The sequence below is a fragment of the Streptomyces lunalinharesii genome (assembly GCF_039532155.1).
Taxonomy (GTDB): Bacteria; Actinomycetota; Actinomycetes; order Streptomycetales; family Streptomycetaceae; genus Streptomyces; species Streptomyces lunalinharesii.
This window is the reverse complement of record NZ_BAAARK010000012.1, coordinates 137,643-159,148: the sequence shown is the minus strand read 5'-3', so window position 1 is coordinate 159,148 and position 21,506 is coordinate 137,643. Positions and strand designations below refer to the sequence as shown.

The 21,506-nt window shown below is 70.9% G+C and carries 23 protein-coding genes; 9 read left to right on the top strand and 14 right to left on the bottom strand.

Annotated elements, in window-relative coordinates:
* Positions 1 to 148 precede the first annotated feature (148 nt).
* Complete coding sequence (locus tag ABD385_RS20275; protein ID WP_344577984.1) at positions 149 to 1,312, top strand: ferritin-like domain-containing protein; 1,164 nt, start codon at positions 149 to 151, stop codon at positions 1,310 to 1,312.
* A 95-nt stretch (positions 1,313 to 1,407) separates the two neighbouring features.
* On the opposite strand, the gene ABD385_RS20270 is transcribed toward ABD385_RS20275, so the two are convergent.
* The 3 genes from ABD385_RS20270 to ABD385_RS20260 form a co-directional block, all read right to left on the bottom strand.
* Positions 1,408 to 2,505 carry a response regulator gene (locus ABD385_RS20270; protein ID WP_344577982.1) on the bottom strand — a complete coding sequence of 366 codons (1,098 nt, stop codon included), beginning with the start codon at positions 2,503 to 2,505 and terminating at the stop codon, positions 1,408 to 1,410.
* Positions 2,498 to 2,740: a hypothetical protein gene (locus tag ABD385_RS20265; RefSeq protein WP_344577980.1), complete on the bottom strand. Its 243-nt coding sequence runs from the start codon at positions 2,738 to 2,740 to the stop codon at positions 2,498 to 2,500. Before ABD385_RS20265 ends, ABD385_RS20270 begins: the two co-directional genes overlap by 8 nt.
* A gap of 362 nt (positions 2,741 to 3,102) precedes the next feature.
* Complete coding sequence (locus ABD385_RS20260) at positions 3,103 to 3,669, bottom strand: TetR/AcrR family transcriptional regulator (RefSeq protein ID WP_344577978.1); 567 nt, start codon at positions 3,667 to 3,669, stop codon at positions 3,103 to 3,105.
* 123 nt (positions 3,670 to 3,792) lie between these two features.
* Between ABD385_RS20260 and ABD385_RS20255 the strand changes: the two genes are divergently transcribed.
* The gene (locus ABD385_RS20255; RefSeq protein ID WP_344577976.1) at positions 3,793 to 4,713 is read left to right on the top strand and encodes an SDR family oxidoreductase; all 921 of its coding nucleotides are present in this window, start codon (positions 3,793 to 3,795) and stop codon (positions 4,711 to 4,713) included.
* 106 nt (positions 4,714 to 4,819) lie between these two features.
* Here the strand turns inward: ABD385_RS20255 and ABD385_RS20250 are convergent, their stop codons facing one another.
* Both ABD385_RS20250 and ABD385_RS20245 read right to left on the bottom strand, forming a co-directional pair.
* A complete protein-coding gene (locus ABD385_RS20250) occupies positions 4,820 to 5,452 on the bottom strand; it encodes a GmrSD restriction endonuclease domain-containing protein (protein ID WP_344577974.1) in 633 nt (210 codons plus the stop codon).
* Between the two features lie 317 nt (positions 5,453 to 5,769).
* Positions 5,770 to 6,630, bottom strand: a complete 861-nt coding sequence (locus ABD385_RS20245) for an SDR family oxidoreductase (RefSeq protein WP_344577972.1) — start codon at positions 6,628 to 6,630, stop codon at positions 5,770 to 5,772.
* Between the two features lie 126 nt (positions 6,631 to 6,756).
* On the opposite strand from ABD385_RS20245, the gene ABD385_RS20240 reads away from it, so the two are divergent.
* Both ABD385_RS20240 and ABD385_RS20235 read left to right on the top strand, forming a co-directional pair.
* Positions 6,757 to 7,641, top strand: coding sequence for a helix-turn-helix transcriptional regulator (locus tag ABD385_RS20240; protein ID WP_344577970.1), 885 nt, complete (start codon positions 6,757 to 6,759; stop codon positions 7,639 to 7,641).
* A gap of 115 nt (positions 7,642 to 7,756) precedes the next feature.
* Complete coding sequence (locus ABD385_RS20235; protein WP_344577968.1) at positions 7,757 to 8,302, top strand: AAA family ATPase; 546 nt, start codon at positions 7,757 to 7,759, stop codon at positions 8,300 to 8,302.
* Here ABD385_RS20235 and lanM read toward each other — a convergent pair whose 3' ends face one another.
* Positions 8,303 to 11,044, bottom strand: a complete 2,742-nt coding sequence (gene lanM, locus ABD385_RS20230) for a type 2 lanthipeptide synthetase LanM (RefSeq protein WP_344577966.1) — start codon at positions 11,042 to 11,044, stop codon at positions 8,303 to 8,305. It abuts the gene before it with no gap.
* Between the two features lie 251 nt (positions 11,045 to 11,295).
* A complete protein-coding gene (locus tag ABD385_RS20225) occupies positions 11,296 to 11,424 on the bottom strand; it encodes a hypothetical protein (protein ID WP_344577964.1) in 129 nt (42 codons plus the stop codon).
* A 216-nt stretch (positions 11,425 to 11,640) separates the two neighbouring features.
* Between ABD385_RS20225 and ABD385_RS20220 the strand changes: the two genes are divergently transcribed.
* Positions 11,641 to 11,766, top strand: coding sequence for a DUF6233 domain-containing protein (locus ABD385_RS20220; RefSeq protein WP_344577962.1), 126 nt, complete (start codon positions 11,641 to 11,643; stop codon positions 11,764 to 11,766).
* Here ABD385_RS20220 and ABD385_RS20215 read toward each other — a convergent pair.
* Entirely contained in the window at positions 11,763 to 12,365 is a 603-nt protein-coding gene (locus ABD385_RS20215; RefSeq protein WP_344577960.1) for a hypothetical protein, read from the bottom strand. The two genes, ABD385_RS20220 and ABD385_RS20215, sit on opposite strands and share 4 nt — an antisense overlap.
* 288 nt (positions 12,366 to 12,653) lie before the next feature.
* Between ABD385_RS20215 and ABD385_RS20210 the strand changes: the two genes are divergently transcribed.
* Positions 12,654 to 13,577, top strand: a complete 924-nt coding sequence (locus ABD385_RS20210; protein ID WP_344577958.1) for a hypothetical protein — start codon at positions 12,654 to 12,656, stop codon at positions 13,575 to 13,577.
* Positions 13,578 to 13,692: 115 nt separating this feature from the next.
* Here ABD385_RS20210 and ABD385_RS20205 read toward each other — a convergent pair whose 3' ends face one another.
* From ABD385_RS20205 to ABD385_RS20185, 5 genes are all read right to left on the bottom strand, one after another.
* Positions 13,693 to 14,601, bottom strand: coding sequence for a class I SAM-dependent methyltransferase (locus tag ABD385_RS20205; protein ID WP_344577957.1), 909 nt, complete (start codon positions 14,599 to 14,601; stop codon positions 13,693 to 13,695).
* 173 nt (positions 14,602 to 14,774) lie between these two features.
* Entirely contained in the window at positions 14,775 to 15,878 is a 1,104-nt protein-coding gene (locus tag ABD385_RS20200) for an NAD(P)-dependent alcohol dehydrogenase (protein WP_344578129.1), read from the bottom strand.
* Positions 15,879 to 15,932: 54 nt separating this feature from the next.
* Complete coding sequence (locus ABD385_RS20195; protein ID WP_344577956.1) at positions 15,933 to 16,706, bottom strand: (5-formylfuran-3-yl)methyl phosphate synthase; 774 nt, start codon at positions 16,704 to 16,706, stop codon at positions 15,933 to 15,935.
* A 267-nt stretch (positions 16,707 to 16,973) separates the two neighbouring features.
* Positions 16,974 to 17,549: a DUF4291 domain-containing protein gene (locus ABD385_RS20190; protein ID WP_344577954.1), complete on the bottom strand. Its 576-nt coding sequence runs from the start codon at positions 17,547 to 17,549 to the stop codon at positions 16,974 to 16,976.
* A 444-nt stretch (positions 17,550 to 17,993) separates the two neighbouring features.
* On the bottom strand, positions 17,994 to 18,629 hold the full coding sequence (locus ABD385_RS20185; protein WP_344577952.1) for a TetR/AcrR family transcriptional regulator: 636 nt from the start codon (positions 18,627 to 18,629) through the stop codon (positions 17,994 to 17,996).
* Between the two features lie 86 nt (positions 18,630 to 18,715).
* Here ABD385_RS20185 and ABD385_RS20180 point away from each other — a divergent pair, with 86 nt between their 5' ends.
* A complete protein-coding gene (locus ABD385_RS20180) occupies positions 18,716 to 19,141 on the top strand; it encodes a nuclear transport factor 2 family protein (RefSeq protein ID WP_344577951.1) in 426 nt (141 codons plus the stop codon).
* The gene (locus ABD385_RS20175) at positions 19,138 to 20,013 is read left to right on the top strand and encodes an NmrA family NAD(P)-binding protein (RefSeq protein WP_344577950.1); all 876 of its coding nucleotides are present in this window, start codon (positions 19,138 to 19,140) and stop codon (positions 20,011 to 20,013) included. The genes ABD385_RS20180 and ABD385_RS20175 overlap by 4 nt, the downstream gene beginning before the upstream one ends.
* 354 nt (positions 20,014 to 20,367) lie before the next feature.
* On the opposite strand, the gene ABD385_RS20170 is transcribed toward ABD385_RS20175, so the two are convergent.
* Positions 20,368 to 20,973 carry a TetR/AcrR family transcriptional regulator gene (locus tag ABD385_RS20170; RefSeq protein WP_344577949.1) on the bottom strand — a complete coding sequence of 202 codons (606 nt, stop codon included), beginning with the start codon at positions 20,971 to 20,973 and terminating at the stop codon, positions 20,368 to 20,370.
* Positions 20,974 to 21,032: 59 nt separating this feature from the next.
* Here ABD385_RS20170 and ABD385_RS20165 point away from each other — a divergent pair, with 59 nt between their 5' ends.
* Positions 21,033 to 21,461: a VOC family protein gene (locus ABD385_RS20165; protein WP_344577947.1), complete on the top strand. Its 429-nt coding sequence runs from the start codon at positions 21,033 to 21,035 to the stop codon at positions 21,459 to 21,461.
* Positions 21,462 to 21,506: the final 45 nt, after the last annotated feature.

Genomic DNA, 21,506 nt, shown 5'->3' with positions numbered 1-21,506 from the left:
GGCCGCCGATTGGCCCGACAGGGTGGTGCAGGCACTCGCCGACGCCGTGCGCGCCGGGAACGGTGGTGGCGGCTGCTACCTTCGCGAACTGGTTGAGGGCCCCAGGCAATGACGCCGAGGCTGACCATGGTTGTGAGCGGAGGCAACGGTGACTGACGCGAGGGACGTTCCGGACGCGTTGACGGACAACCGCTTCAAACGCCGGAGCTTCCTGGCATCGGCTGCCGTCGCGGCCGCCACGCCGGTCGCGGCCGCCGGTGCGGCGCAGGCCGCCGAACCCCCGGTGGACGGGCCGCGCACTGCTCCCGGTCCCGACTCCGGCACGGTGGGACGCCTCCTCGCCGTTCCCCAAGAGGCCCGCGGGATGGCCTGGATCCGGGACTCGCTCCAGGTCGCCTTGGCGCTCGAACTCGCCACGATTCCCACGTACTTGTGTGCCTGGTGGTCCATCAAGGACCGACGCAGCGAGGTCGCCCGTTTGATCCGACGCATCGTCGGCGACGAGATGTTCCACTTGGGCGTGGTGTCCAACCTGCTGGTCGCGGTGGGCGGGCGTCCCAGGATCAGGGACGCCGCACCCGACTTCCCCGGCCCGCTGCCCGGTGGTGTGCGCGCCGACGTGACCGTGTACCTGGCGGGGCTCAGCAAGGCGTTCGTGCGCGACGTGATGATGGCGATCGAGGAGCCCGAGGCCCCGCTCGCGCAGCGTCTGGACAACTCCGTCAGCGTGGGGGCCTTCTACAGCGAACTGCAGCAGGCGTTCCACAAGGTGGATCCCGAACTGTCCACGCGGGGGCAGCTGTCCAAGCACATGGGCTCGGACGAGTTGCGGCCCGTCGCGAACCTCGACGACGTCGAGTGGGCCATGGAGATGGTCAAGGAACAGGGCGAGGGCACCTCCAGTTCCCCGTCCGACACGTTCGAGGACGACCATCCGGCCCACTACTACGCCTTCGGTGAGATCTACCACGGCCGGCGGTTGCGCAAGGACCGGGGCAGGTGGCGGTTCACCGGCGCTCCCGTGCCGTTCCCGGAGACCCGCCCCATGGCGCGGGTGCCGGAGGGGGGCTGGCACCGTCCCCCGGAGCACGTGCGGCGCCTCCTGCACCGCTTCGACGCCAACTACCACGCCGTGCTCAGCGCCCTCGAACGGGCCTGGGACGGCGGCGGCCACCGTGCCCTGGACGCGGCGGTGCACGCCATGCACGGGCTGGGGACCCCCGCGGTGGAGTTGATGGAGATCGAGCGTCCCGACGCCCCGGGCACCTACGGTCCCGAGTTCCGGCCGTTCCCGGACCGCCGCGCCATCTGACCGGCGCGCCCGGACCCGCGTCGGGTGCCGCCCGTGCCGCACCTGCTGCGGCACGGGCGTTGCCGTAGAGGCCGGGCCGGCGGGCCGCAAGGCCGTCACCGGCCGCCGGCGAGGCGGCGCTGTTCGAGGTAGATGCCGGTGAAGACGGCGACCTTGGCCCGCAGCACCCAAGGGTCGAAGGGCTTGCCGATGTAGTCGACGGCGCCGGCGGCGTAACCGCGCGCGGAGTGCTCGGGGTCGGTGCCCATGGCGGTGAGGAAGATGATGGGCACGTCGTGGGTCCGGGGGCGTCGTTTGATGTGGGCGGCGGTTTCGTAGCCGTCCATGTCCGGCATCTGGACGTCCATGATGATCACGGCGAAGTCGTCGTGGTCGAGCAGGGCCTTGAGGGCCTCGCGGCCCGAGGGGACCGCGACCAGTTCCTGGTCGAGGGTGGCCAGGACGGCCGTCATGGCCAGCAGGTTGTCGGGCTGGTCGTCGACGATGAGGACCTTGGGCATGGCCAGCGGAGCCGCGGGTGAGACGGCGACGGCGGCCTGCTGCACGTGTTCGACCGCGTCCAACTGGCGCTCCAGGAGGGCGCAGCGCTGTTCGGCCTCGTCACGCCGTATTTGTGCCTCGTGCAATTGGGCGGACAGGCGGGTCATTTCGTCGTGGAGCCGGTCACGTTCGTGCAGCAGCTCCGTGACGTCGAGGTTGGCCGCGGCCAGGCGTTCGGCCCGTTGCCGTTCCGCGCTCCATTCGGCTTCCAGTTGGTTCAGGCGCACTTCCAGGTCGGCGATGCGGTGCTTGCGGTCCAGTAGGGCGTCGCCCAGCGCGTCGCCGCGGGCGGTCGAGCGGCGCGAGACGCGGTCGGCCTCGGCGAGTTGCTGTTCGAGCACCTCGACCGCGTGCCGGGGCGAGGCGCCGGTTTCCACCGCCGTCCGGTGCAGTCGCCGCACCAGGTCGATGGCGTCCGGGGTGGCGGCCATGCCGCGGTGCTCGGCGACGTCGGTGAAAAGGTCCATCACCACCTCCCAAGGCGGGATGCGGGAACCGCCGAGGTAGCGGGAGAACGTACCGGCGTCGCGCACCCGTCGGGCGGCGTAGCGGCGCACCGAGACCTCCAGGCCCTCGAACAACTCCCGCAGTGCGAGGGCCAACGCACGGGACTCCGGTGTCAGGTGCTCGCCGAGGGGACGCAGTTCACCCACGGATGCTTCCGCCCTTCACCCGTTCCGTGCCCGCCGCCGGCCGGCCGGTGGCGGCGTCCGGGGCGATGGCCCGGTTGCACACCGGCAAGGCCGCGCCGGCGGCGGCGAGCCCGGCGAGGATGGCGCGCGCCGTTCCGTCGCCGGCCAGCACCGACAACAGGCCGACGCCGATTCCGGTCAGCGCCACGAGCAACAGCACCAGCGCCGCCCGCACCGACACAAGCGAACGATCCATCGCACCTGCCCTCCTTCACCCGCCACAGGGCGGTCGGGGGCGGCGGGCCCCGAGTGGGCCGCCTCGCCCTGCGCCACACCATGGCGCCCGGTGAACCCGTTGCGCCAGGCAACCGAAGAATCGGCAACGGCGGGTGCCCGTTGCGGTGTCGTCCGCCGCCCCCGCAACGCGTCACCTGCGCAGATCGGGGGCGCCCTGCCGGTGGTGGCGTTGCGGCAACGCCCGAGAGGTGGTGGGCGCGGTGTTGACGCTCGCACCGGGCCGGCGCTGCGCGTCGCCGCCGATTCCGTCCGGCGTGGCGGAGTGCGGCGGCGGCCACTCCTCGACCGGGCGGCGCGGGGAACTCGGCGGCAACGACGCGGTCAGGCGCCCGCGGTCACGGCCTTGAGTTCGGCGAGCAACTCGCGGATGAGGTGCGTCAGGTCCCGCTCGCCGCCCCCTTCGATCCAGCGCTCGAAGGCGATCTTGAACACGGCGACCGCCGCCTCGGCCGTCAGGCGCGCGGTCGGCTCGCCGACGCCGCGGCGGCGCAGGGTGTCGGCGAGCGCGGCGGACAGCGAGGCGAGCTTGATCAGCTCGCGTTCGCGGAGTTCGGCGTTGGCGACGATGACGGCCTGCCGCCGGCTGACGTGGTCGAAGCGGTCCTGGAACTGCGCCGCGACGACTTCGAGGGCCACGGTCACCGCGTCGATCGGTGCGGCGACGTCGGGCGCCTCGGTGACGGTGTGCACGAACAGGTCCTGGAGGGAGCCGGCGCCGGCGAACAGGACCTCGCGCTTGTCGGGGAAGTGCCGGAAGAACGTCCGCTCGGTCAGTCCCGCCCGCTTGGCGATCTCCGCCACGGTGGTCTGTTCGTATCCGCGCTCGGTGTAGAGCTCCAATGCCGCCTGCTCAAGTCGGCCACGCGCGTTGGGCTCCCATCGACTCATGACCGGCATCCTACGCGATGACAGTGACTGACATCGTCGTGGTATCTTCGATGACAGTCACTGACATCGTTCGACCCTCGGCGATCTCTGTCGGCGGGGGCGAGAGCACTGGGAGATTTCCTCATGCGCGTATTCGTCACGGGCGCCTCCGGGTTCATCGGTTCCGCCGTCGTTCCCGAACTCATCGGTGCGGGCCATCAGGTCATCGGGCTCGCCCGCTCGGACGCCGCCGCCGACGCCTTGACGCACGCCGGTGCACAGGTGCACCGCGGCACGCTCACCGACCTCGACAGCCTGCGGGCCGGCGCCGCCGCCTCGGACGGCGTCATCCATCTCGCGTTCATCCACGACTTCTCGCGGCACCGGGAGGCGGCACGCACCGATCTCTGCGCGATCGAGACCCTCGGCGCCGCCCTGGAGGGGTCCGGCCGACCCCTGGTCATCGCCTCCGGCACACTGGGGGTCAGCGAAGGGCGGGTGGCGACCGAACAGGACGCCCCCGGAACCGGCTCGACCGCGGGCCCTCGGGCCGCCGCCGCGCGCACCACGCTCGCCCTGGCCGCCCACGGGGTCCGCTCGTCGGTGCTGCGACTGCCGCCGTCGGTGCACGGCGAAGGCGATCGCGGCCTGGTCGCGTCCCTCATCGCCACCGCCCGCGACAAAGGCGTCTCCGGCTACGTCGGCGACGGCTCCAACCGGTGGTGCGCAGCGCATCGCAGCGACGTCGCCCGGCTGTTCCGTCTGGCGCTGGAGGGCGCCCCTGCGGGGTCCGTACTGCACGGCATAGCCGAGCAGGAGGTACCGGTCCACACCATCGCCGAGGCGATCGGCCGGCACCTCGACCTTCCCGCCGTCCCCGTATCGCGTGAGTACGCGGAGCGGCACTTCGGCTGGCTCGGAGTCTTCCTCGGGGCCGACGCTCCGGCCTCCAGCGCGCTGACCCGCGAACTCCTCGGGTGGCAGCCGACCCACCACGGACTCTTGGCGGACCTGGAGCAGGGGCACTACTTCCGGGACGACGCGAGCCGTTCCACTACCGCCTAGCAGTCGACCTCAGGGCCGTCCGCAGCCGCTGCCGGCCGCACGACGCACGGCACCTCCCGCACGCGCGGAGCCCCTTGGCGCGTGCGGGAGGCGGATCACCGTCGGATCAGTTGGTGCAGGCGTCGAGCATCGAGCCCAGCGCCTTCTTCTCGTCGTCGGTCGAGGTCAGCTTCCACACGGACTTGACGTGGGTGTAGTCCTTGGCATAGGTGCACCAGAAGGCGTGGTTGGTCGGCTTCCAGTCGGCGGGCCCGCTGTCGCTCTTGGAACTGTTCGAGGATTCCGAGGCGATCAGCAGCTGCGGGTCCTTCAGGTCGTTGCCGAAGGCCTTGCGCTGGTCGGCGGTCCAGGTGTCGGCGCCGGACCGCCAGGCTTCGGCGAGCGGAACCATGTGGTCGATGGTGGCCTGGGCGACTTCGGTGACGGTGGCGTCGTCGTAGGCGGAGTACCACGAACCGCTGGCCGGCTGACAGCTCCCCGGCTTGTCCTGGACGTCCTTGCCGTCGCGGGCGAGGACTTCCTGGCGCGTGGTGCAGCCGTCGGGCTGCTTGGCCCATATGGAGAACTTGTCGCGCGCGTAGCCGTCCATGGAGTGCGGAGTGCCTACGGTCAGCGCTGCCAGTTCGCTGCGCGCGGTCGAGGTCGACGGTGGCGCCGGCGGGTCGGCGAGCGCCGGGGCGGCGGCCAGGCCGACCACTATCACGGCGGCGGCGGACAGCCCGAGGGCAGCACGAGGCATCAAGATCTCCTGAAATGTGGGGGGTTGGAGAGACGCCTTTCGAGGAAACCGCACTTGCCGCACCGCGCGCTACGCGCGTTGAATGGACATGACAATACCTTTCCCTGGCCATTACCGATCCTTGAACACCGGGGCGCAGGCCCGTTCCCACCAACCCACCCACAAGCCGCCGCCTTCGAACCCGCCGCCCCGTACGGGAGGTGACAACCTCATGACCAACGGCCTTACAGAGGGCTGCTGTTCGCGGTGATGCGGTGGGATGCGGTCTGCCCGCTGGCCGGTGCGACGGCCAGCGGGCAGAGGTCAGCAGGCGGAGGTCAGCCTTGCTGGACGGGGACGACGACCAGTTCGGCGATGTTGACGTGCGGGGGCGCGGCGACCGCGAAGGCCAGGGCGTCGGCGATGTCGTCGGCGGTCAGGGGCTGGAGGTCGGCCCGCATGCGGGCGAGGGTGGTCTGCATGGCGGTGTCGCGCATGTCGCTCCCGAGTTCCGTGACGGTGACACCGGGTTCGACGTTCTTCACGCGGACGCCTCGGGGGCCCAGTTCGGCGCGCAGGTTGCGGGTCAGGTGCGCCACCGCGGCCTTGGTGGCGCAGTAGACCGACCAGCCGGGGAAGCAGGTGTGGCCGGCCACCGATCCGACGTGGACCAGGTCCGCGGGCCGGCCGGCGGCCGCGGCGGCGAGGAGGTCCTCGGTGAAGGCGCGGGCGGTGTGCACCAAGGCGCGCAGGTTGAGGTCGATCATGCGGTCCCACTCCTCGGTGCCGGCGGCCTCGAAGGGGCCGCCGAGCATTGCACCGGCGTTGGCGACCACGAGGTCCGCACGGCCGAGGCGCGCGGTGACGGTGCGGGCAGCGGCGCCGACGGCCCCGGGCTCGGTCAGGTCGACGGGCACCGGCAGGGCGGTCCCGGGGGTGGTGCGGTCCAACTCGTCGGCCAACGCGCGCAGACGGTCCGCGCGGCGGCCCAGGAGGGCGACGGAAGCCCCGCCGGCGGCCAGGCGGCGGGCGGTGGCCGCACCGATGCCGCTCGACGCTCCGGTGACGACCGCGACCCGGCCGGACAGGTTCGGAGCAGGGTTGCCGCCACTGGCGTTGCCCGCGTCGTCAGTGTTGCCGGCGTTGCCGGTGTTGCCGGGAGTGCTGCTGGGAGTGCTGCTGGGAGGAAATGCGTTCATGGCTCGACGATGCGGCGGCCGCACTCCGGTGAACAGGCCGGGCTACTCGCGGGGGAACCGGTCGTAGGAGTACCACGGCCACCTTCCGGGGCTCCCGCTCCGTGCGCCGGTCCTAGGGTGGTGTTCATGAACAGCGCGAATCCGCTCGGGGAGTACCTGCGTGCCCGCCGTGCCCTGGTCACGCCCGACGACGCGGGGATGCCCGTCTCCCCACGGCGCCGGGTGGCGGGGCTGCGCCGGGAGGAGGTCGCGACGCTGGCCGGGGTCAGCGCCGACTACTACGTACGGCTGGAGCAGGGCCGCGAGCGGAACCCCTCGGTGCAGGTAGTCGAGGCACTCGCCCGGGCCCTGCACCTGGACGAGGAGGCGACGGACCATCTGCACCGACTGGCGACGCCGGCTCCCGCGCGCGTCCGTTCGCGGGGCCGCGGCCGGGCACGGTCGGAAGAGGTCAGTCCGGTCCTCTTGCAGCTGATGACGACCTGGCACCGCACACCGGCCGTGGTCCTGGGGCGGCGGCTGACCGTGCTGGCCCACAACTCCCTGGGCCGGGCGCTCTTCGCCGGCCACACCCACAGCGGAGACCTGGTGCGATTGGTGTTCCTCGACCCGGATGCCCGGGCGTTCTATCCGGACTGGGAACGCGTGGCGACCAACACCGTGGGCGGACTGCGCACCGCGGCGGGAGCCGACCCCGAAGATCCTGACCTGGTCGCCCTGGTAGGCGAGTTGTCGCTGAAGAGCCCGGAGTTCCGCCGCCTGTGGGCCCGCCACGACGTCCGTCAGAAGACCCACGAGACCAAGCGCTTCGGACACCCACTGGTGGGCGAACTGACCCTCGCCTACGAGTCGTTGACGGTCAACAGCGCACCGGGACAACAGCTCGTCGTCTACCAAGCCGCCCCGGACAGCCCCTCGGAACAGGCGCTCGCCCTGCTGGGCAGCCTGGCCGCCGACCCGCCCGAGCACGAGCCGGCACCGTCCCGGCAGCCCGCGTCCGGCGAGGAGTAGACACTGCCCGGCCCGCACGACCGCCGGCGCCGCACCTTCGACAGCCCCTCTCCCCCGCCCCGAACCGCACGAAATCCGTTGGCCCGCGCGGCCCCTTGGCTGGCAGGGTGCGGGCATGGATCGATCAGAGGTGTTGCTCATCGGCGGGCGGGCAGGGGTCGGCAAGACGACGGTGGGGTGGGAGGTGTCGGCGCGCCTGCGCGCCGCGCCGATCGCGCACTGCGTCGTCGAGGGCGACTTCATGGCACAGGCACATCCCGCCCCGGCGGCGGACCCGCACCGCAGCGCGCTCACCGCCCGCAACCTCGCGGCGATCTGGTCGAACTACGCGGAGCTCGGGTACCGGCGCCTCGTCTACACCAACACCGTGAGCGTGCTGACGGAGAACGAGGACATCTTCCGGCGCGCCATGGGCACGGACGTCAGGATCGTGCGCGTGTTGCTCACCGCGTCGGACGCGACCGCCGGGGAGCGGCTGACCGGCCGGGAACACGGCTCGGAGCTGGCGCACGAGCTGAAGAACAGCGCCGTCAAGGCACGGCTCCTTGACGAGCGGGCGCCCGCGGACACGGTGCGGGTGGCGACCGACGGGCGTTCCGTCGTCGACGTCGCACACGACGTGGTACGCGCCACCGGGTGGCTGACGGGGGTCGATGGCTAGCTAGCAGAGGAAGGCGACCGGAGCCCCGCTGGGCAGGTCAGGGGTGTTGAGCATCAGGTCGGTGTCCGCGACGCCCGCCCAGCCGAGCATGTAGCCGACGAGCGAGGTGTGCCCCGGCGCGCCGACGTAGAAGCCGGTCCGCCGGGCCTGGGCCAGTACCCGGTGCTGGTAGGACCGTGCCTGGTCGATCAGCGTGGGGTCGTCCAGGTGGCGGGAGGCGGCGAGCAGGCACTGGATCACCCCGGAGGTTCCGTGGCACACCGACAGATCCACCGGCCGGTCGTCGGGCAACGCGACCGCGGCCTGCGCCAGGCGTTCCGCATGCGCCCGCACCAAGTCGTCGAGCCCGGTGCGACGGCCGATCTCGCCGACCGCGAGGAGAACTCCGGCGCCGCCGTTGCACCAACCGGCGCGCGTCGGCCGACAGTCCGGCAGCTGGCGCTCCAGCCACTCGGCGGCCTCCCGCCGCCACTGCCCGTGGGACATCAGCCGACCGGCCCGGGCCTTGGCCCACATCACGCCGAGCTGCCCGTGCGCGACTTCCCACCCGGCGCCCTCGGGCCGGGGGCCGTGCGGATCGAAGGCCGTGCGCGCCAACGTGTCCAGGGACGCGGCACGCACCGGGATGCCGCGCTCCATCCGGGACAGCAGCAGCATCAGGGGACCGGCCGGCCCGTTGGACAGATCGCCCTCGCGGTCCTCGCCCCGCTTGGCGATCTTTTCGAGCAGGGTGTCCAGCCAGGCGTCGTCGATCGCGTCGGGCATCGACAGCAGTTGTGACGCGAACCCGGAGAACACCGACTCCGGGAGGGCGTCCAGCTGCTCGCCGTAGGCGTCGGTGAGTTCGCGGAGGCCGACTTCGGCGGCATTCGCCGTGTCGTGGCGCCCGGCCGATGCCACCGCGCGTCGAATGCCTCCCATGTCGTGGAAGGCCACGTGGTTGCCCGGAGTGATGGTGGGCGTGTGGCGGTCCGGGCCGATGCTGCCGAGCCATCCGACGCCGGCACCGTGCTCGTGCTCGGGCTCGTTGCCACTGGTGACCGCCAGGTCGCCGATCACCTCGACGATCCGCCCGCCCCAGGTGCCGGGCCCGGCCTGTACGAGGGTGGGGCCGAAGACCGAGTGCCGCCACACCCCGCCGGCATCGGGGGCGATGTGGCCGAGGCACTCCTCGACCAGGAACCGGTGGAACCTGTCGTGGCGCTCTCGGGCCAGGGCCAGTCCGCGGCGGGCCGTGGCGAGGGGAGAGCGGTGGAACAACCGCCACGGCTCGCCACCGTAGGCCCGGGCGTCGGTGCCGCCGGCGAGCGTGGAGAAGTAGGGGATGTCACCGGCGTCCAGCGCCACGTGCTCGGCGGCGGCCAGCGCATCGTTCTGTTCCGGCGTCAGCGTCTTGTGGAACCGCCGTAGCAGACCGAACAACCGGCGGGATTCGGCCTCGTCGCGCAGGTACGTCGGGTGGGTGGAGGCGTCGAGGTAGCGGGCGTAGACCTCCGTCGCCCGTATGAGGCACCGCACCGGCAGGTCCGCGAAGCGGTCCAGTACCGCGTCGATCGCGCCGGACCGCACGCATTCCAGGGCGTCTTGATAGCCGCTCATCACGTCGGCGAAGTAGTCGCCGACAGCGAGCTGTTCGCCCTTCAAGGACGGGACGTTGTCGGAATGCCGATGGGTGTACGTCCGCCATTCGACCCGAATTCCGTCGCTCTCGGGGTACACGACCGTCGGGTTCTTCAGCGACGGCTTCTGCTCACCGAGCACGCCGACGCCGGCCAGCATCACGTCGATCGCGGAGTGGGGGTTGTTGACCGGCAGCAGCAGTGTGGACGCCGGCGAGATCCTCAGCTGCTCCACCAACGTGTCGGTGAGCGTGTTCTTCATGGCGGCGCCGAAGTGGGCGCGCAGCAGGGTCTCGGTGTCGACCACGCACGGGAATTCGCCGCAGGCGAGGAGGTTTTCGTCGTGCAGGTCGGTGGCGCCGAGAGCACCGAACAAGCAGATCAGGGCCCCGAGACGGTAGAAATAGCGGCCCGCCTGCGCGTCGGAGGTCATGGGTTCACTGGCTGCCATTTTCTGCCAGCCGTGGTCGCCCGACGAGATCGAGGCGGGAACGCAACCGGAGAGGCTGTGTTGCACGTACGGCTCGGCGGCCTCGAACACCGCACGGGCGAACCCGTCCCCGGCCAGCGGCCTCGGCTTGTAGACCAATTGCGCGCCCGAGGCGGTGGTGACGAACACGACCCGCTGATTGCCGTTGTGCGGATCGGAGTTCGACAGGCTCACTTCCCGGATCGTCTCCTGCGCGCCGATTCCGGCGATGTCGGCCAATTGCGCACGGTCGTCGCGGAAGGCGACGAACATCCTCGCGTACGCCCTTCGCAGGTTTTCCGTGATCTTCCCCAGGCGGCGCCGCAACACCGGATGCGCATCCAAGACCGCCTCGCAGGCGTCCGCATGGCACAAGGCGAGGCGGAACGCGTCGATGCCGGTGCTGCTGCCGGGATCCAGCGGGAGGCCGTGCTCCGCACGGAAGTGGTGGAAGCGCTCTATCAACGTGCGGTAGCTATGGTCCTCCACGACGTGCAACGCCACCTGCCACAACTTGGCGGTGACCTTCCCACGGTCCTCCTCGGCCACGGTCGCGGCGAGTTGCGACGCCAGGTTCTCCGCGAACGTCTCCAGCGGAAGGACGTGCCGGTAGAAGGGAAGGAACGCCTGCACACCCAGGGTCGGATTGCTCATGCTCGCTCGCCAATCAGAGAAGAACCGGCGCCCGCCTTCGGAACACGGTGACGCGCCCGGTTGCCAACCAGCTTCCGGTGGGGACCGTGCCGGATTTCCGGGCGGAGACTCCGTGGAGAAGTCGCAAGGCGGTACCCCGTTGCGTGCAGATGCGAGTCAATGCGAACTGACCCGGCGGGGTGAGGGTCACGATCCGACCCTCACCCCGCTGGGCATTCATGCCGCAGTTATCTGGGCAACGATGTCATTGCTCAGTCGCGGAAACAGAAGCTGAAGCTGCACCCGATCTGGCTCGCGTTGGGGGCCGACTCCTGCTCCGGCTCCTGGCTCATCTCGATGAGCTGAGACTCGTCGTACGTACCCAGAAGATCATCGCTCATGGCTGTTCATCTCCCTTTGCGTGGTTGGTGCTTACTCCGTGACCTTGACAGGGGGTAGTGAAATGTCGATGAAATGTCGATAGTGCGCCACATCTCGGGCTGAAACGGTGGAGCCGGCCTGTTCAACTTCGCTCCGATGAAGCCTTGGCCCCGCCCTCGAACGCTTCGAGCACACCATGCCCGAACGCAAGAATCAGCGGGCCGACCGCCAGCGCCGTGGTGGCGCGGGCGGCCGGCCCGCCGGCTAGGGCCGACGAAGCGCGAGCCGCGCTCGCCGACCCGAACATCGCACCCTGCGCGCTCTGCCGGCCAGGCGCCGGGCTGGGTCTTGCCGTGGCCTAATGGACCATGTTCCACATCTGGTACCGGTTGGTGTGGTTGTAGCAGGTGGTCTTGGCGACCGGGGCGCCCTGCGGGTGGCCCTGGTCCCACAGCAGTTGATTCCGGTGTCCGTCCTGCCCGCGATCGAGGCAGAGCACCGAGTTGAGATTGGAGTCCGCCTGGTAGTTGGCGAACTGCCAGCTGTTGTGGGGGTTGCCGGAGCTGTTGCCGACCCAGGTCATGTTCCACTGGTCGTGGTAGTCGCTCGAACTGCACCCGGCCGCCCGGGTTGCGAACCAGTCACCGGGCGACGAGACGGAATGCGACCACTGGACTCGCAGGCAGTTGCCCTCCTTGCGATGGACGATCTGCACCCGGTCGTAGTAGCCACCGACGTTGCCGTCGTAGGACACGACGTTCCACCGCTGCCACGGATTACCGGGCTGGCACGGATTGGTGTAGACGTCGCCGCCGTTGGAGTCCAGGCAGTAGCCGGTGGCGTAGTCCTGGAGCATCACGTTGTACTGGTAGGTGTTCGCCTGGGCGGTGCCCGTTGTTCCCGCCACTGCCGCGGCCGCCAGCGCGCCGGCCACCAGTGCCGATCTCACCTTTAGGTTCACCGAGAGTCCTCTCTCCCCGTACCTCGGGGGTACGCACGAGAACCCTGGCAGGCGAGCGAACAGGCGAATAGGGGACGGAAAGTCAAGAAACGGTTCATTCCGCTCTCGGCACCCGCGTGCTCGGCCGGCTGGGCACTCCGGGGCTTCACGGCATGCGATGAAGCCCGATGGCGGCCGGCGCCTGCACCCGGGCCGGGCGGGGCGGGTGCTGCTGTGGCGTTGCGCGTTCGTTTCCCAACTGGCCCAGGCAGTGCGGTTGGTGGCGACGGGCTCGTGTTAAGAAGGGACATGGCTAGCAGAAGCACGGCGTGGCGCCTCGCCGTCCACCTCACCGGAGTGGGGTTCGTCGGCTACGTGCTCACCGCGGTCCAGTTCGCAGTGGCCTTGGTCGCGCTCTTCACCGGGAGGGTGCCGGTCTTCGTCGCCGTGTCCCTCGTCGTGGCGGCCGGGGCGGTCGGCCTCCTCGCGGGCTTCGCCGCCGCCGCGCAGCAGTTCGTACCGCTCGCCCGCACGACCCGGGGGCGGTGGGTCTGGGCTGGCGGCGTCTACGCCTTCGGCGCCGCGGGCACCGTCGGCGCCGCCGTGTTGACCGCCGGCCCCGGCGGACCGGGCCCCAGTTGGCTGCTCTACCTGTGGGGCGGCGGCTGCTACGCGCTCGGCGCCGCGTTCTTCCTCCCGGGACCCCGGATCCGCTACGGAGCCCTGGGCGTCACCGCGGCCTTGGCCGTGGGGGTCGGCTACGCCGCCTGGGCCTCCGCACAACCCCCCACGCTCGATGCCTGGCTCACCGCCAACGGCGTGGACCGCGCCCTGCTGCGCCTCGGGGAGCCGCCCACGGGCTACGTCCTGCGCGTCAACGGGGCCAGCGAGAGCGGCTTCGGCGCCGAGTACGAGCGGCCGGGCGCCGCGGGGCTCCACCTCTCCGTGACACACCCGGACCAGGACACCCGTCGCACCGACGCCCACGGCTGTCCCGTTCTTCCCGGCGTCACGGTCACCTGCACCGACGACGGCGGCGGTCGCCAACTGGTGGCCTACGACGGGTTCACCGCGTGGCGGGAACTGCGCCTGCGCCGCGGCGGCCTGATCCACACCGTGTCCCTCTCCGACCGCCCCGACGGCCTGAGGGCCGCCCGGCACGTCCTCTCGACGCTCCGCCCCGCGACGGACGCCGAACTGTCCCCGCTCCGCGCCCTGCCCATGCGGCGTTGAGCCACGAGGCGGCAGGATCGGCACGGTGCAGGGCGACGGCTGTGGTCTCCGACGGGGCACGCGCGGGCGGGTCCGAAACGCCGTGCGGTCCGGACCCGCAGGACGCGACACGGCGTCACGGACGGGGCTTGTCGGCGAAGACCCAACGGTTCCCCGCCAGCGCGTCGTTCTCCTCGGGCAGGGGGCCGCGGCCGTGCCGCCGGGTGAAGTCGAAGGGGGTGTGGACGGTCGTGGACCATCCCCGGCCCGCCAGGTCGCCGGCCGAGTCGGGGCGCGGTTCGCCGTCGAACAGGTCCAGCAGGTCGATGCCGATCTGGTGCTTGGTCGAGGTGTAGAGCGGACTGTCCCGGTACGCCAGCAAGTCCCGCTCCAACTTGACCTCGTAGGCCAGGGCGCTGCCGCCCGTGCTCAGCCCGTCGATCGTGTCGATCAGGTACGTCTCGACGGCTCGGGGCAGGTAGAACAGCAGGCCCTCGGCCAGCCACGCGCTCGGTGCGCCGGTGTCGAACCCGGCGTCGAGCAGCGCCCCGACCCAGTCGTCGCGCAGATCGATCGGGATCGGCACGCGCGCCGCCCTCGGCCGGGCCGACACCCCGTCGAGCACCTCGTGCTTGAAGGCCAGCACGCCATGCCTGTCGATCTCGTAGCACACGCAGTCCCGGGGCCAGTCGAGGCGGAACGCACGGGTGTCCAACCCGGCGCCGAGCAGCACCACTTGGCGGACGCCCTCGGCCTGCACCGCGTGGCGGAGGAAGTCGTCGAGGACCCTGGTGCGCAGCCCGAAGTAGCGTGCGAACCGCCCCCACAGGGGATTCGCGTCCCCGTCCGCCACGTCTTCGATGCGGACCGGCCAGGCCGCGCAGGCAGGGGCAGCGCGCACGAAGTGCTCCGCGTAGACGTCCCGGGCCAGGCTGTCGTGACGGTGCGTCTCGATCGCCCGGGCCGCGGCGACCAGGAGCGCGGTGAGGCCGACGCCCCCGTCCACGCCGTCCACACCGGTGTTTCGACGGGCCGTGCTGACCATGTGTCCTCCCTCGGCGCGCGGAGCGCCCACGAACTACGGGCACGTGCATGACGTTCAGGATCCGTTCGGGCCGTGCGTGACGGGACACCGGAACGAACGGAACGTCGGAACGAACAGGCCGTCGGAACGATGAGCACGTCCGACGTCCGACGCCCCGCCTACGGGCGCCCGGCTCATCCACTCCCCGTCACCGGAAGCAGGACGGGCTTGACCACGCGGCCGGCGTCACAGTCGCTTTCGGCCTCGTTGACGTCCGCCAGCGGGTACGTGCGGATCAGTTGGTCGAAGGGGAAGCGGCCGGCCTGCCACAGTCCGGTCAGTCGCGGAATCAGCAGTCCCGGTACGGCGTCCCCCTCGCAGAGGTGGGAGATCCGCCGGCCCCGGTCCAGGCTCCCCGGTTCCAACGGCAGTGCGGTGTGGAGCCGGGCCACCAGGCCGAGGTGGCCCCTCGGGCGCAGCGCCCGGAGCGCCTCGTTGATCAGCCGGGCGGACCCGGTGGTGTCCAGTGCGTACTGCGCGCCGCCGTCGGTCCGGCGTCGGATGCGGTCGGGCAGGTCGGCCGTCGCGGCGTGCAGCGGGCGCGCGCCGAACCGCTCGGCGAGGGCCAACCGTTGGGGGTGCCGGTCGACGGCCACGGTCACCGCCCCGCCGGCGGTGGCCGCCATCACCGCGGCCAGTCCCACCGCCCCGGCGCCGAACACCACGAGGGTGTCGCCGGGGCCGACGCCGAAGGTGTTCAGGACCGCTCCGGCGCCGGTCAGGAAGCCGCAGCCGAGCGGCCCGAGCAGGGCGAGGGGGAGGGTGGGATCGACCCGGACGGCGTTGCGGGCCGGGACCACCGCGTACTCGGCGAACGCGGACTGGCCGAACCACCGCGGCGCCAAGGCACCTCCGGCCGCGTCGGTGAACCGCGCGGCGTGCTCCGTGCGCCCGCCGAAGAGGTTGAGCGCGGCGAAGGAGTCGCAGTAGGCGGGGGCCGCGCCCGTGCAGTTGCGGCACCGTCCGCAGGAGTCGAAGCTCAGCACGACGTGGTCGCCGACGTTCAGGCCGGTGTCCGGGCCGCCGGTGTCCACGACGACGCCGGACCCCTCGTGGCCGAGCACCGCGGGCAGCGGTGAGCGGCCCGCCGAACGCCGGACGGCGAGGTCGGTGCGGCACATGCCGCAGCCCGCGATCCTGACCAGGATCTCGCCGCGGGCCGGTCCGGTGGTGAGGACCACCTCCTCGACGGCGAACGGACTCTCGTACGCGCGCAGCACCGCCGCGCTGAACCTGATGGTCACGCCGCCTCCGGACGGGGTACGACGAACGGCTCGGGCGTCCGCAGGGCCTCAACTCACCACCTTGGAGCGGTGGTTGTCGGCCGTGGCAGCGGGATGTTCCCGGGCGTGCCGATCCATCTCTGCGCGGAAGGCGGCCACCAGGTGCGGCTGGATCCTGCCGGAATTGCGGTCGCCCCCCTCGCAGACCGCCCCGCGCACCCCCACGATGTCGGTGCCGATGCGGGTCAGTGCGCCGAGGTCGGCCCGGGTGACGCTGCCGGCGAGGGCCGCGAGCAGATCGGCCTGGTGGGCCAGTCGCACGAACTCCGCGCAGACCTCCGGCGGAACGTGGTCGAACAGCCGCGTCCCGTCCTTGATCGCGGTGTCGAGCATGGCCGCGTCAGAACCGGAGCGGCGTGCGACGTCGGGCAGTGCCAGCGGGTTGACGGAGCCGATCCGGTGGGCGTCGGCGTAGCCCGAGGCGACGACGAACGCGTCCGGCCGGTGGTCCTTCACGGCGCGGACGACGCCCCGCATGACCTCGATGGCCTGCTCCGGCGTCGTGCACCCGTAGAGGCCGACCTTGATGTACGTGGCGCCGGAGACGGCCGCGCCGAGCGCTGCCTGGGCCACCGTGCCTGGTTTGAACGGCACGTCCCCCACGGTGGCGGAGACCGGCTTGTCGGCGGGGACCGCGGCGCGGATCTCTCTGATGACCCAGGGGTAGTTCGCGCCGAGTGAGCCCTCGTCGGGCTTCTTGACGTCGACGATGTCGAGGTGTTCGGCCGCCTTGGCGCACTGGAGGGCTTCTTCGACGCCGTCCGGGGAGATGAGAAGCAGCAACGTGGATTCCTTCCGCCGCAGGTGCACCTGGCCGGGGTCAGGTGTGCGGAGTCGCCTGGCTCGCTCGGGGTGTGCTCATCATTCCTGCGGCCCGAGACACCCGGTAGGGGCGCGTGGAGTCCCGCGACTCATGGTCGCGCGCCCCTGGTGCGCCGTCCGCGCCGGTCCGAACGCGGGCGGTCGCGTCGGCACGTCGGGCACGGCGCTCGGCCGTCGTCCAGCCGTCGTCCGGTCGCCCTGGCAGCCGGCTCCGTCTAGGGTGTGCGGTCATCCGCCGCCGGGGACGACGCCATGTAGGCGCGGAGGCAGCGGATAGGCGCGTTCCTGGGGGAAGAGTCGTTGGGCTCTGCCGGCGTGCCCGGTCTGCGTCAGCGCCGCGGCCTTGCGGACCTGCGCGGTGAGGCCGGTGAGGCCGGTGAGGCTGACGATCCAGTCGTCGGTGAACGTGCGGATCACCTGGCGGCCGAGGCCGACCTGGATGCTGTAGTGGTTCAGGGCAGCCCCGCGCGGCGAACGCTCGGGGTCCCATTGGACGTGCACGGCTGCCTGGGCCACGGCCTTCGGGTCGGCGGTCGTCAACACGGCCCGGGACAGGGCTTCCTCCCACCCCTGCCGGGTCATCCGCACAGCCAGGATGCGCTCCTGGCCCGCCTTGCGGGCCCAGTTGCTGCGGTGCATGAGCCAGGAGAACGACGGCTTGATCCACGTCATCCGATGGAAGGAGAACGGCGTCACGAAGCGTCCGGCCCGCAGTGCCGCGTCGGCGATGACGGGCGGGTAGGCCTGGTAGACCACGATCGTGCGGGCGTCGTAGTCGGCACGGATCTGGTACTGGGGTGCCATGCCCGGCACCCTGTCACTCGCGCCACGCGGACCGCGAGTCGTTTTCCGCACCGCACGGCCGCGTCGGGCACGGTGCCGCGGTGCCCGCCCCGACTTACGGCCGCCGCCGCGGGGCCGGCGCTCCTTGTGCCGTACGCAACGGGGTCGTCGCTGCGTACGGCACAAGGCACACGACACTACGTGCCGGGCGACCGCGTCGACCCCATGACGAACTGCGAACTGAACAAGCTCAGGTGGGACAGCGGCAACATAAGGAGATACGGAACACCTGATCCGCCTGTCCCGTCCCGTACGGCCTTCTCGCCGTGCACCTCGGTGACCAGGGGATAGGCAAATCACGGTGAAGACCGCAGCTCACGAAATCCCAGGAGACGTTGTCGCCCAGAGTTTTGCGTGTGCAGCCGTCCCAACATTCGTTGTCGATCGTTTGCGAGGCTCCGCTGATCAAGGACTCGCCCGATTCTCGGTCACCTCCTCGGCGGTCGACCCTTGCAGTGGGCCGCAGGCCAGGACGCTGGTGACGAAGTTCGCCAACTGTGACCGCATTCTTTCCCGCGGAATGCGCTCTTCTTCGACCAGGTGCTCGACGAGGTCGGCTCGTGTGGCGGCGAGCAGGGCGTGGGCGGTGAAGTCGCGGTCGGTCAGGCCGGGGATCTGCTCTAGTACGGCTCGGAGCAGGCTGTGCCACCGCTCGTAGTGCTCCGCCCGGTACGGGCTGCTGCTCCCACCTTCCTCCAGGGCCAGCGCGAGGCGCCGGTTGTCGAGTTTGAAGCACAGGAGGGCATCGAGTAGGGCGGGTACGCGATCCCGCGGTGGGGTCGCGGGCCCCAGGGGTGGTGGGCCGGTCTCGACGGCCTGCCTGATCGGTTCGAGCCGTGCCTCGTACAGCGCGCGGAGCAGCCCGGCGCGATCGCCGAAGGCCCGGAAGAGCGTGCCCTTTCCGACGCCGGCCGCAGCCGCGACGTCGGCCATGGTGACGTCCTCGGGACTCTCACGGCGGGTGAAGAGGGTGTCGGCGGCCGCGAGGACGGCCTCCCGGTTGCGGATGGCGTCCTTGCGAGACGACTGGCGTTCGGGCATGCCGCTCCTTCCATTTGCAAAACGGACCCGTGGTCCATATCGTTGAAGTGGACCCAGGGTCCGGATTCTATGACTGGAGGATACCCATGTCCGCACCGACCTCCCCGGCGGATCTGTACCGCCACAGCCTGCGACTGCTACTCGACAAGGACATTCCCGCGTGGGTCGCCCTGTGGGCCGAGGACGGCCTCATGGAGTTCCCCTTCGCCCCCGACGGCTGGCCCCGACGTCTGGAGGGCAAGGAGGCCATCGCCGCCTACATGCGCCACTACCCCGACCACATCGACCTGCACGACTTCCCCGACCTGCGGATCCACCAGACCACCGATCCACAGACCATCGTGGTCGAGATGCGCGGCGTCGGCCGGCTGGTGCAGAGCGACGCTCCCTTCGGCATGACCTACATCGCCGTCGTGACCGTTCGAGACGCACACATCACCTCCTACCGCGACTACTGGAACCCCCTCGCCGTCCAGGAACCCGGCGCCGACTTCACCGGGAGCAGCCGATGACCACCACCGGCACCACACTGGTCATCGGCGCCACCGGCACCACCGGAAGCCGCACCGCCGCACAGCTGACGGCCGCGGGTCACCGCGTCAAAGCCGCCAGCCGCCGGGCCACCCCGGTCGCCGGCACCGAGCCGGTCCCCTTCGACTGGTACGACCCCGCTACCCACGCGACCGCCCTCGACGGAGTCGACCGCGTCTACCTCATACCGCCCCTGGGCGACTCCGACCCCGCGGCGACCATGCTGCCGTTCCTCCAGCAGGCCCGCACCGCCGGCGTGCACCGCGCGGTGCTGCTGAGCTCCTCTGCCATCCCCGAGGGCGGCCCGGCGGTGGGAACGGTCCACCAAGCCCTGCCCGATCTCTTCGAACAGTGGGCGGTACTGCGGCCCTCGTGGTTCATGCAGAACTTCACCGGCACGCACGCGCACGCTCACGGCATCCGCGACGAGGGCATCATCTGGACCGCCACCGAAAGCGGCCGGGTCGGCTTCGTCGACGCCGAGGACATCGCGGCCGTCGCCGTGCGCGCTCTGACCGACGAGCAAGCCCCCAACACCGATCTCCTCCTCACCGGACCCGAGGCACTCGGCTACGACGACATCGCCGCGATCATCACCGAGGTCACCGGCCGGCCCGTGGTCCACCGCCGTCTGTCCTACGAGCAGATGCGCGATCGCCTCACGACGCAGGTGCCGGTGGAGTTCGCCACAATGCTGGCCGGCATGGACCGTGCCATCGCCGAAGGCACGGAGGACCACATCACCGACACCGTCCAGCGCCTCACCGGTCGGCCCCCGCGCACCTTCCGAGCCCTCGTTGAGAGGGAGCTGCGATCGGGGGTTGAGGAACATCGGAACGAAAACCAGCGCTGAGCCTCTGGGGGCTTGAGAGCACTTTGACCTGGGGCCCGGCGGGGGCGGAGTCTTCGGCAGTCGTGTTGATCACTGACTGTCTGGAGGTCCGGCGTGCCGGTCGAGTTTCTGACGGATGAGCAAGCCGCGAAGTATGCGGCGTACGCCGGGGCGCCGGCGCGTACGGAGTTGGAGCGCCTGTGCGGTGGCGTGGACAACCGGGTCGCGAGTCATGCACAGCCGACGGTCCAAAGGCCCAAGAGCTCAACGGGCGACGAGCAATGACGTCGACCATGTCCTGCCGGCTCTCCTGCCGAGCCTGCGGCAACAGATCATGGCGCGCTGGGGAGTTGGGTCGATGCCTCGGTGAGGCGATCACTGGGCGCTGCGGACGATGTCCCGTGCGGTGCGGGCGGCGCGCTCCTGGGTCTGCGCCAGGGCATCCGCTGGGATGCCGAACAGTCCCTGCCGAAGGAACAGGGCGATGCCGTGCGCGGCGGAGGCGATGCGCAGCAGCAGGTCGAAAGCCGCTTCGGGGGTGGTGGCCAGCCGTTCGGCGACCGGCAGCAGGGAGGCCAAGAGGCTGTCGCCGGCGGCGGCCAGAGCCGGGTGGTCGGCCTTGTCCAGGCCGGAACTGAAGGTGATGTCGAACAGTGCCCGCTGCTCGGCGGAGAAGCGCACGTAGGCGGCGGCGAAGGCCGCGAGCTGGTCGGCGGGTTCCTCACAGGTGGCGATCGCCGCGGTAAAACGGGCCCGCTGCTCGCGGTAGCCGCGCTCGGCAAGGGCCGCCAGCAGGGCGTCGCGGTCGGCGAAGTGCTTGTAGGGCGCCGCCACGCTGACTCCGGCCCGCCGGCTGGCCTCGGCAAGGGTGAAACCGTGCGGGCCGCGTTCGGCGACCAAGGACAAAGCCGCCTCCTCCAGGGCATGGCGCAGGTCCCCGTGGTGATGTCCGCTCCGGCGCCGCTTGACAGGCTCGCTCATGAGCCTAAGGTTAACATCATTCACTAGGTAAATGGGTTTCACCTCGGAGGTACCCGATCATGACTTCCCCTGCTGTCTATCGCTTCCACCACATCAGCGTCTCGGTGGCCGACTTGTCGGCCCAAGAGCGCTGGTACGGCCAGGCCTTCGGGCTCACCCACGTCGAGGAACGGGTCGACCTGCCGGACGCGGGTGTGCGCACCGCCGTGCTCTCCGACGGCCACGGTCTGCGCGTGGAGTTCACCGAGCGCTCGGGCTCGCGCCCGGTGCACCACCCCGACCCCCTCGCCGCCACCGCCGACCAGACCTACAGCCACCTCGCACTGCTCGTCATCGACCTGGACGGGGAGTTCGCGCGCCTGACCAGCCAGTGCGGCGCCGCTCCCGTCTCCCGCCCGGCCCCCGGCGCCACCGACGGCATGCGCTACGCCTACATCCACGACCCCGAGCGGAACCTCATCGAACTCATCGAGACCAGTAGCGAGTGAGGGCGGCGCCCGGCACCGCACCCACGTGGATGGGACAGGTCGACA

Coding starts and splice junctions, on each gene's coding strand:
- ABD385_RS20265 (WP_344577980.1), bottom strand. CDS start 2,740: ATGGATCGTTCGCTTGTGTCGGTGCGGGCGGCGCTGGTGCTGTTGCTC.
- ABD385_RS20260 (WP_344577978.1), bottom strand. CDS start 3,669: ATGAGTCGATGGGAGCCCAACGCGCGTGGCCGACTTGAGCAGGCGGCA.
- ABD385_RS20255 (WP_344577976.1), top strand. CDS start 3,793: ATGCGCGTATTCGTCACGGGCGCCTCCGGGTTCATCGGTTCCGCCGTC.
- ABD385_RS20250 (WP_344577974.1), bottom strand. CDS start 5,452: ATGCCTCGTGCTGCCCTCGGGCTGTCCGCCGCCGCCGTGATAGTGGTC.
- ABD385_RS20245 (WP_344577972.1), bottom strand. CDS start 6,630: ATGAACGCATTTCCTCCCAGCAGCACTCCCAGCAGCACTCCCGGCAAC.
- ABD385_RS20240 (WP_344577970.1), top strand. CDS start 6,757: ATGAACAGCGCGAATCCGCTCGGGGAGTACCTGCGTGCCCGCCGTGCC.
- ABD385_RS20235 (WP_344577968.1), top strand. CDS start 7,757: ATGGATCGATCAGAGGTGTTGCTCATCGGCGGGCGGGCAGGGGTCGGC.
- lanM (WP_344577966.1), bottom strand. CDS start 11,044: ATGAGCAATCCGACCCTGGGTGTGCAGGCGTTCCTTCCCTTCTACCGG.
- ABD385_RS20225 (WP_344577964.1), bottom strand. CDS start 11,424: ATGAGCGATGATCTTCTGGGTACGTACGACGAGTCTCAGCTCATCGAG.
- ABD385_RS20210 (WP_344577958.1), top strand. CDS start 12,654: ATGGCTAGCAGAAGCACGGCGTGGCGCCTCGCCGTCCACCTCACCGGA.
- ABD385_RS20205 (WP_344577957.1), bottom strand. CDS start 14,601: ATGGTCAGCACGGCCCGTCGAAACACCGGTGTGGACGGCGTGGACGGG.
- ABD385_RS20190 (WP_344577954.1), bottom strand. CDS start 17,549: ATGGCACCCCAGTACCAGATCCGTGCCGACTACGACGCCCGCACGATC.
- ABD385_RS20185 (WP_344577952.1), bottom strand. CDS start 18,629: ATGCCCGAACGCCAGTCGTCTCGCAAGGACGCCATCCGCAACCGGGAG.
- ABD385_RS20180 (WP_344577951.1), top strand. CDS start 18,716: ATGTCCGCACCGACCTCCCCGGCGGATCTGTACCGCCACAGCCTGCGA.
- ABD385_RS20175 (WP_344577950.1), top strand. CDS start 19,138: ATGACCACCACCGGCACCACACTGGTCATCGGCGCCACCGGCACCACC.
- ABD385_RS20170 (WP_344577949.1), bottom strand. CDS start 20,973: ATGAGCGAGCCTGTCAAGCGGCGCCGGAGCGGACATCACCACGGGGAC.
- ABD385_RS20165 (WP_344577947.1), top strand. CDS start 21,033: ATGACTTCCCCTGCTGTCTATCGCTTCCACCACATCAGCGTCTCGGTG.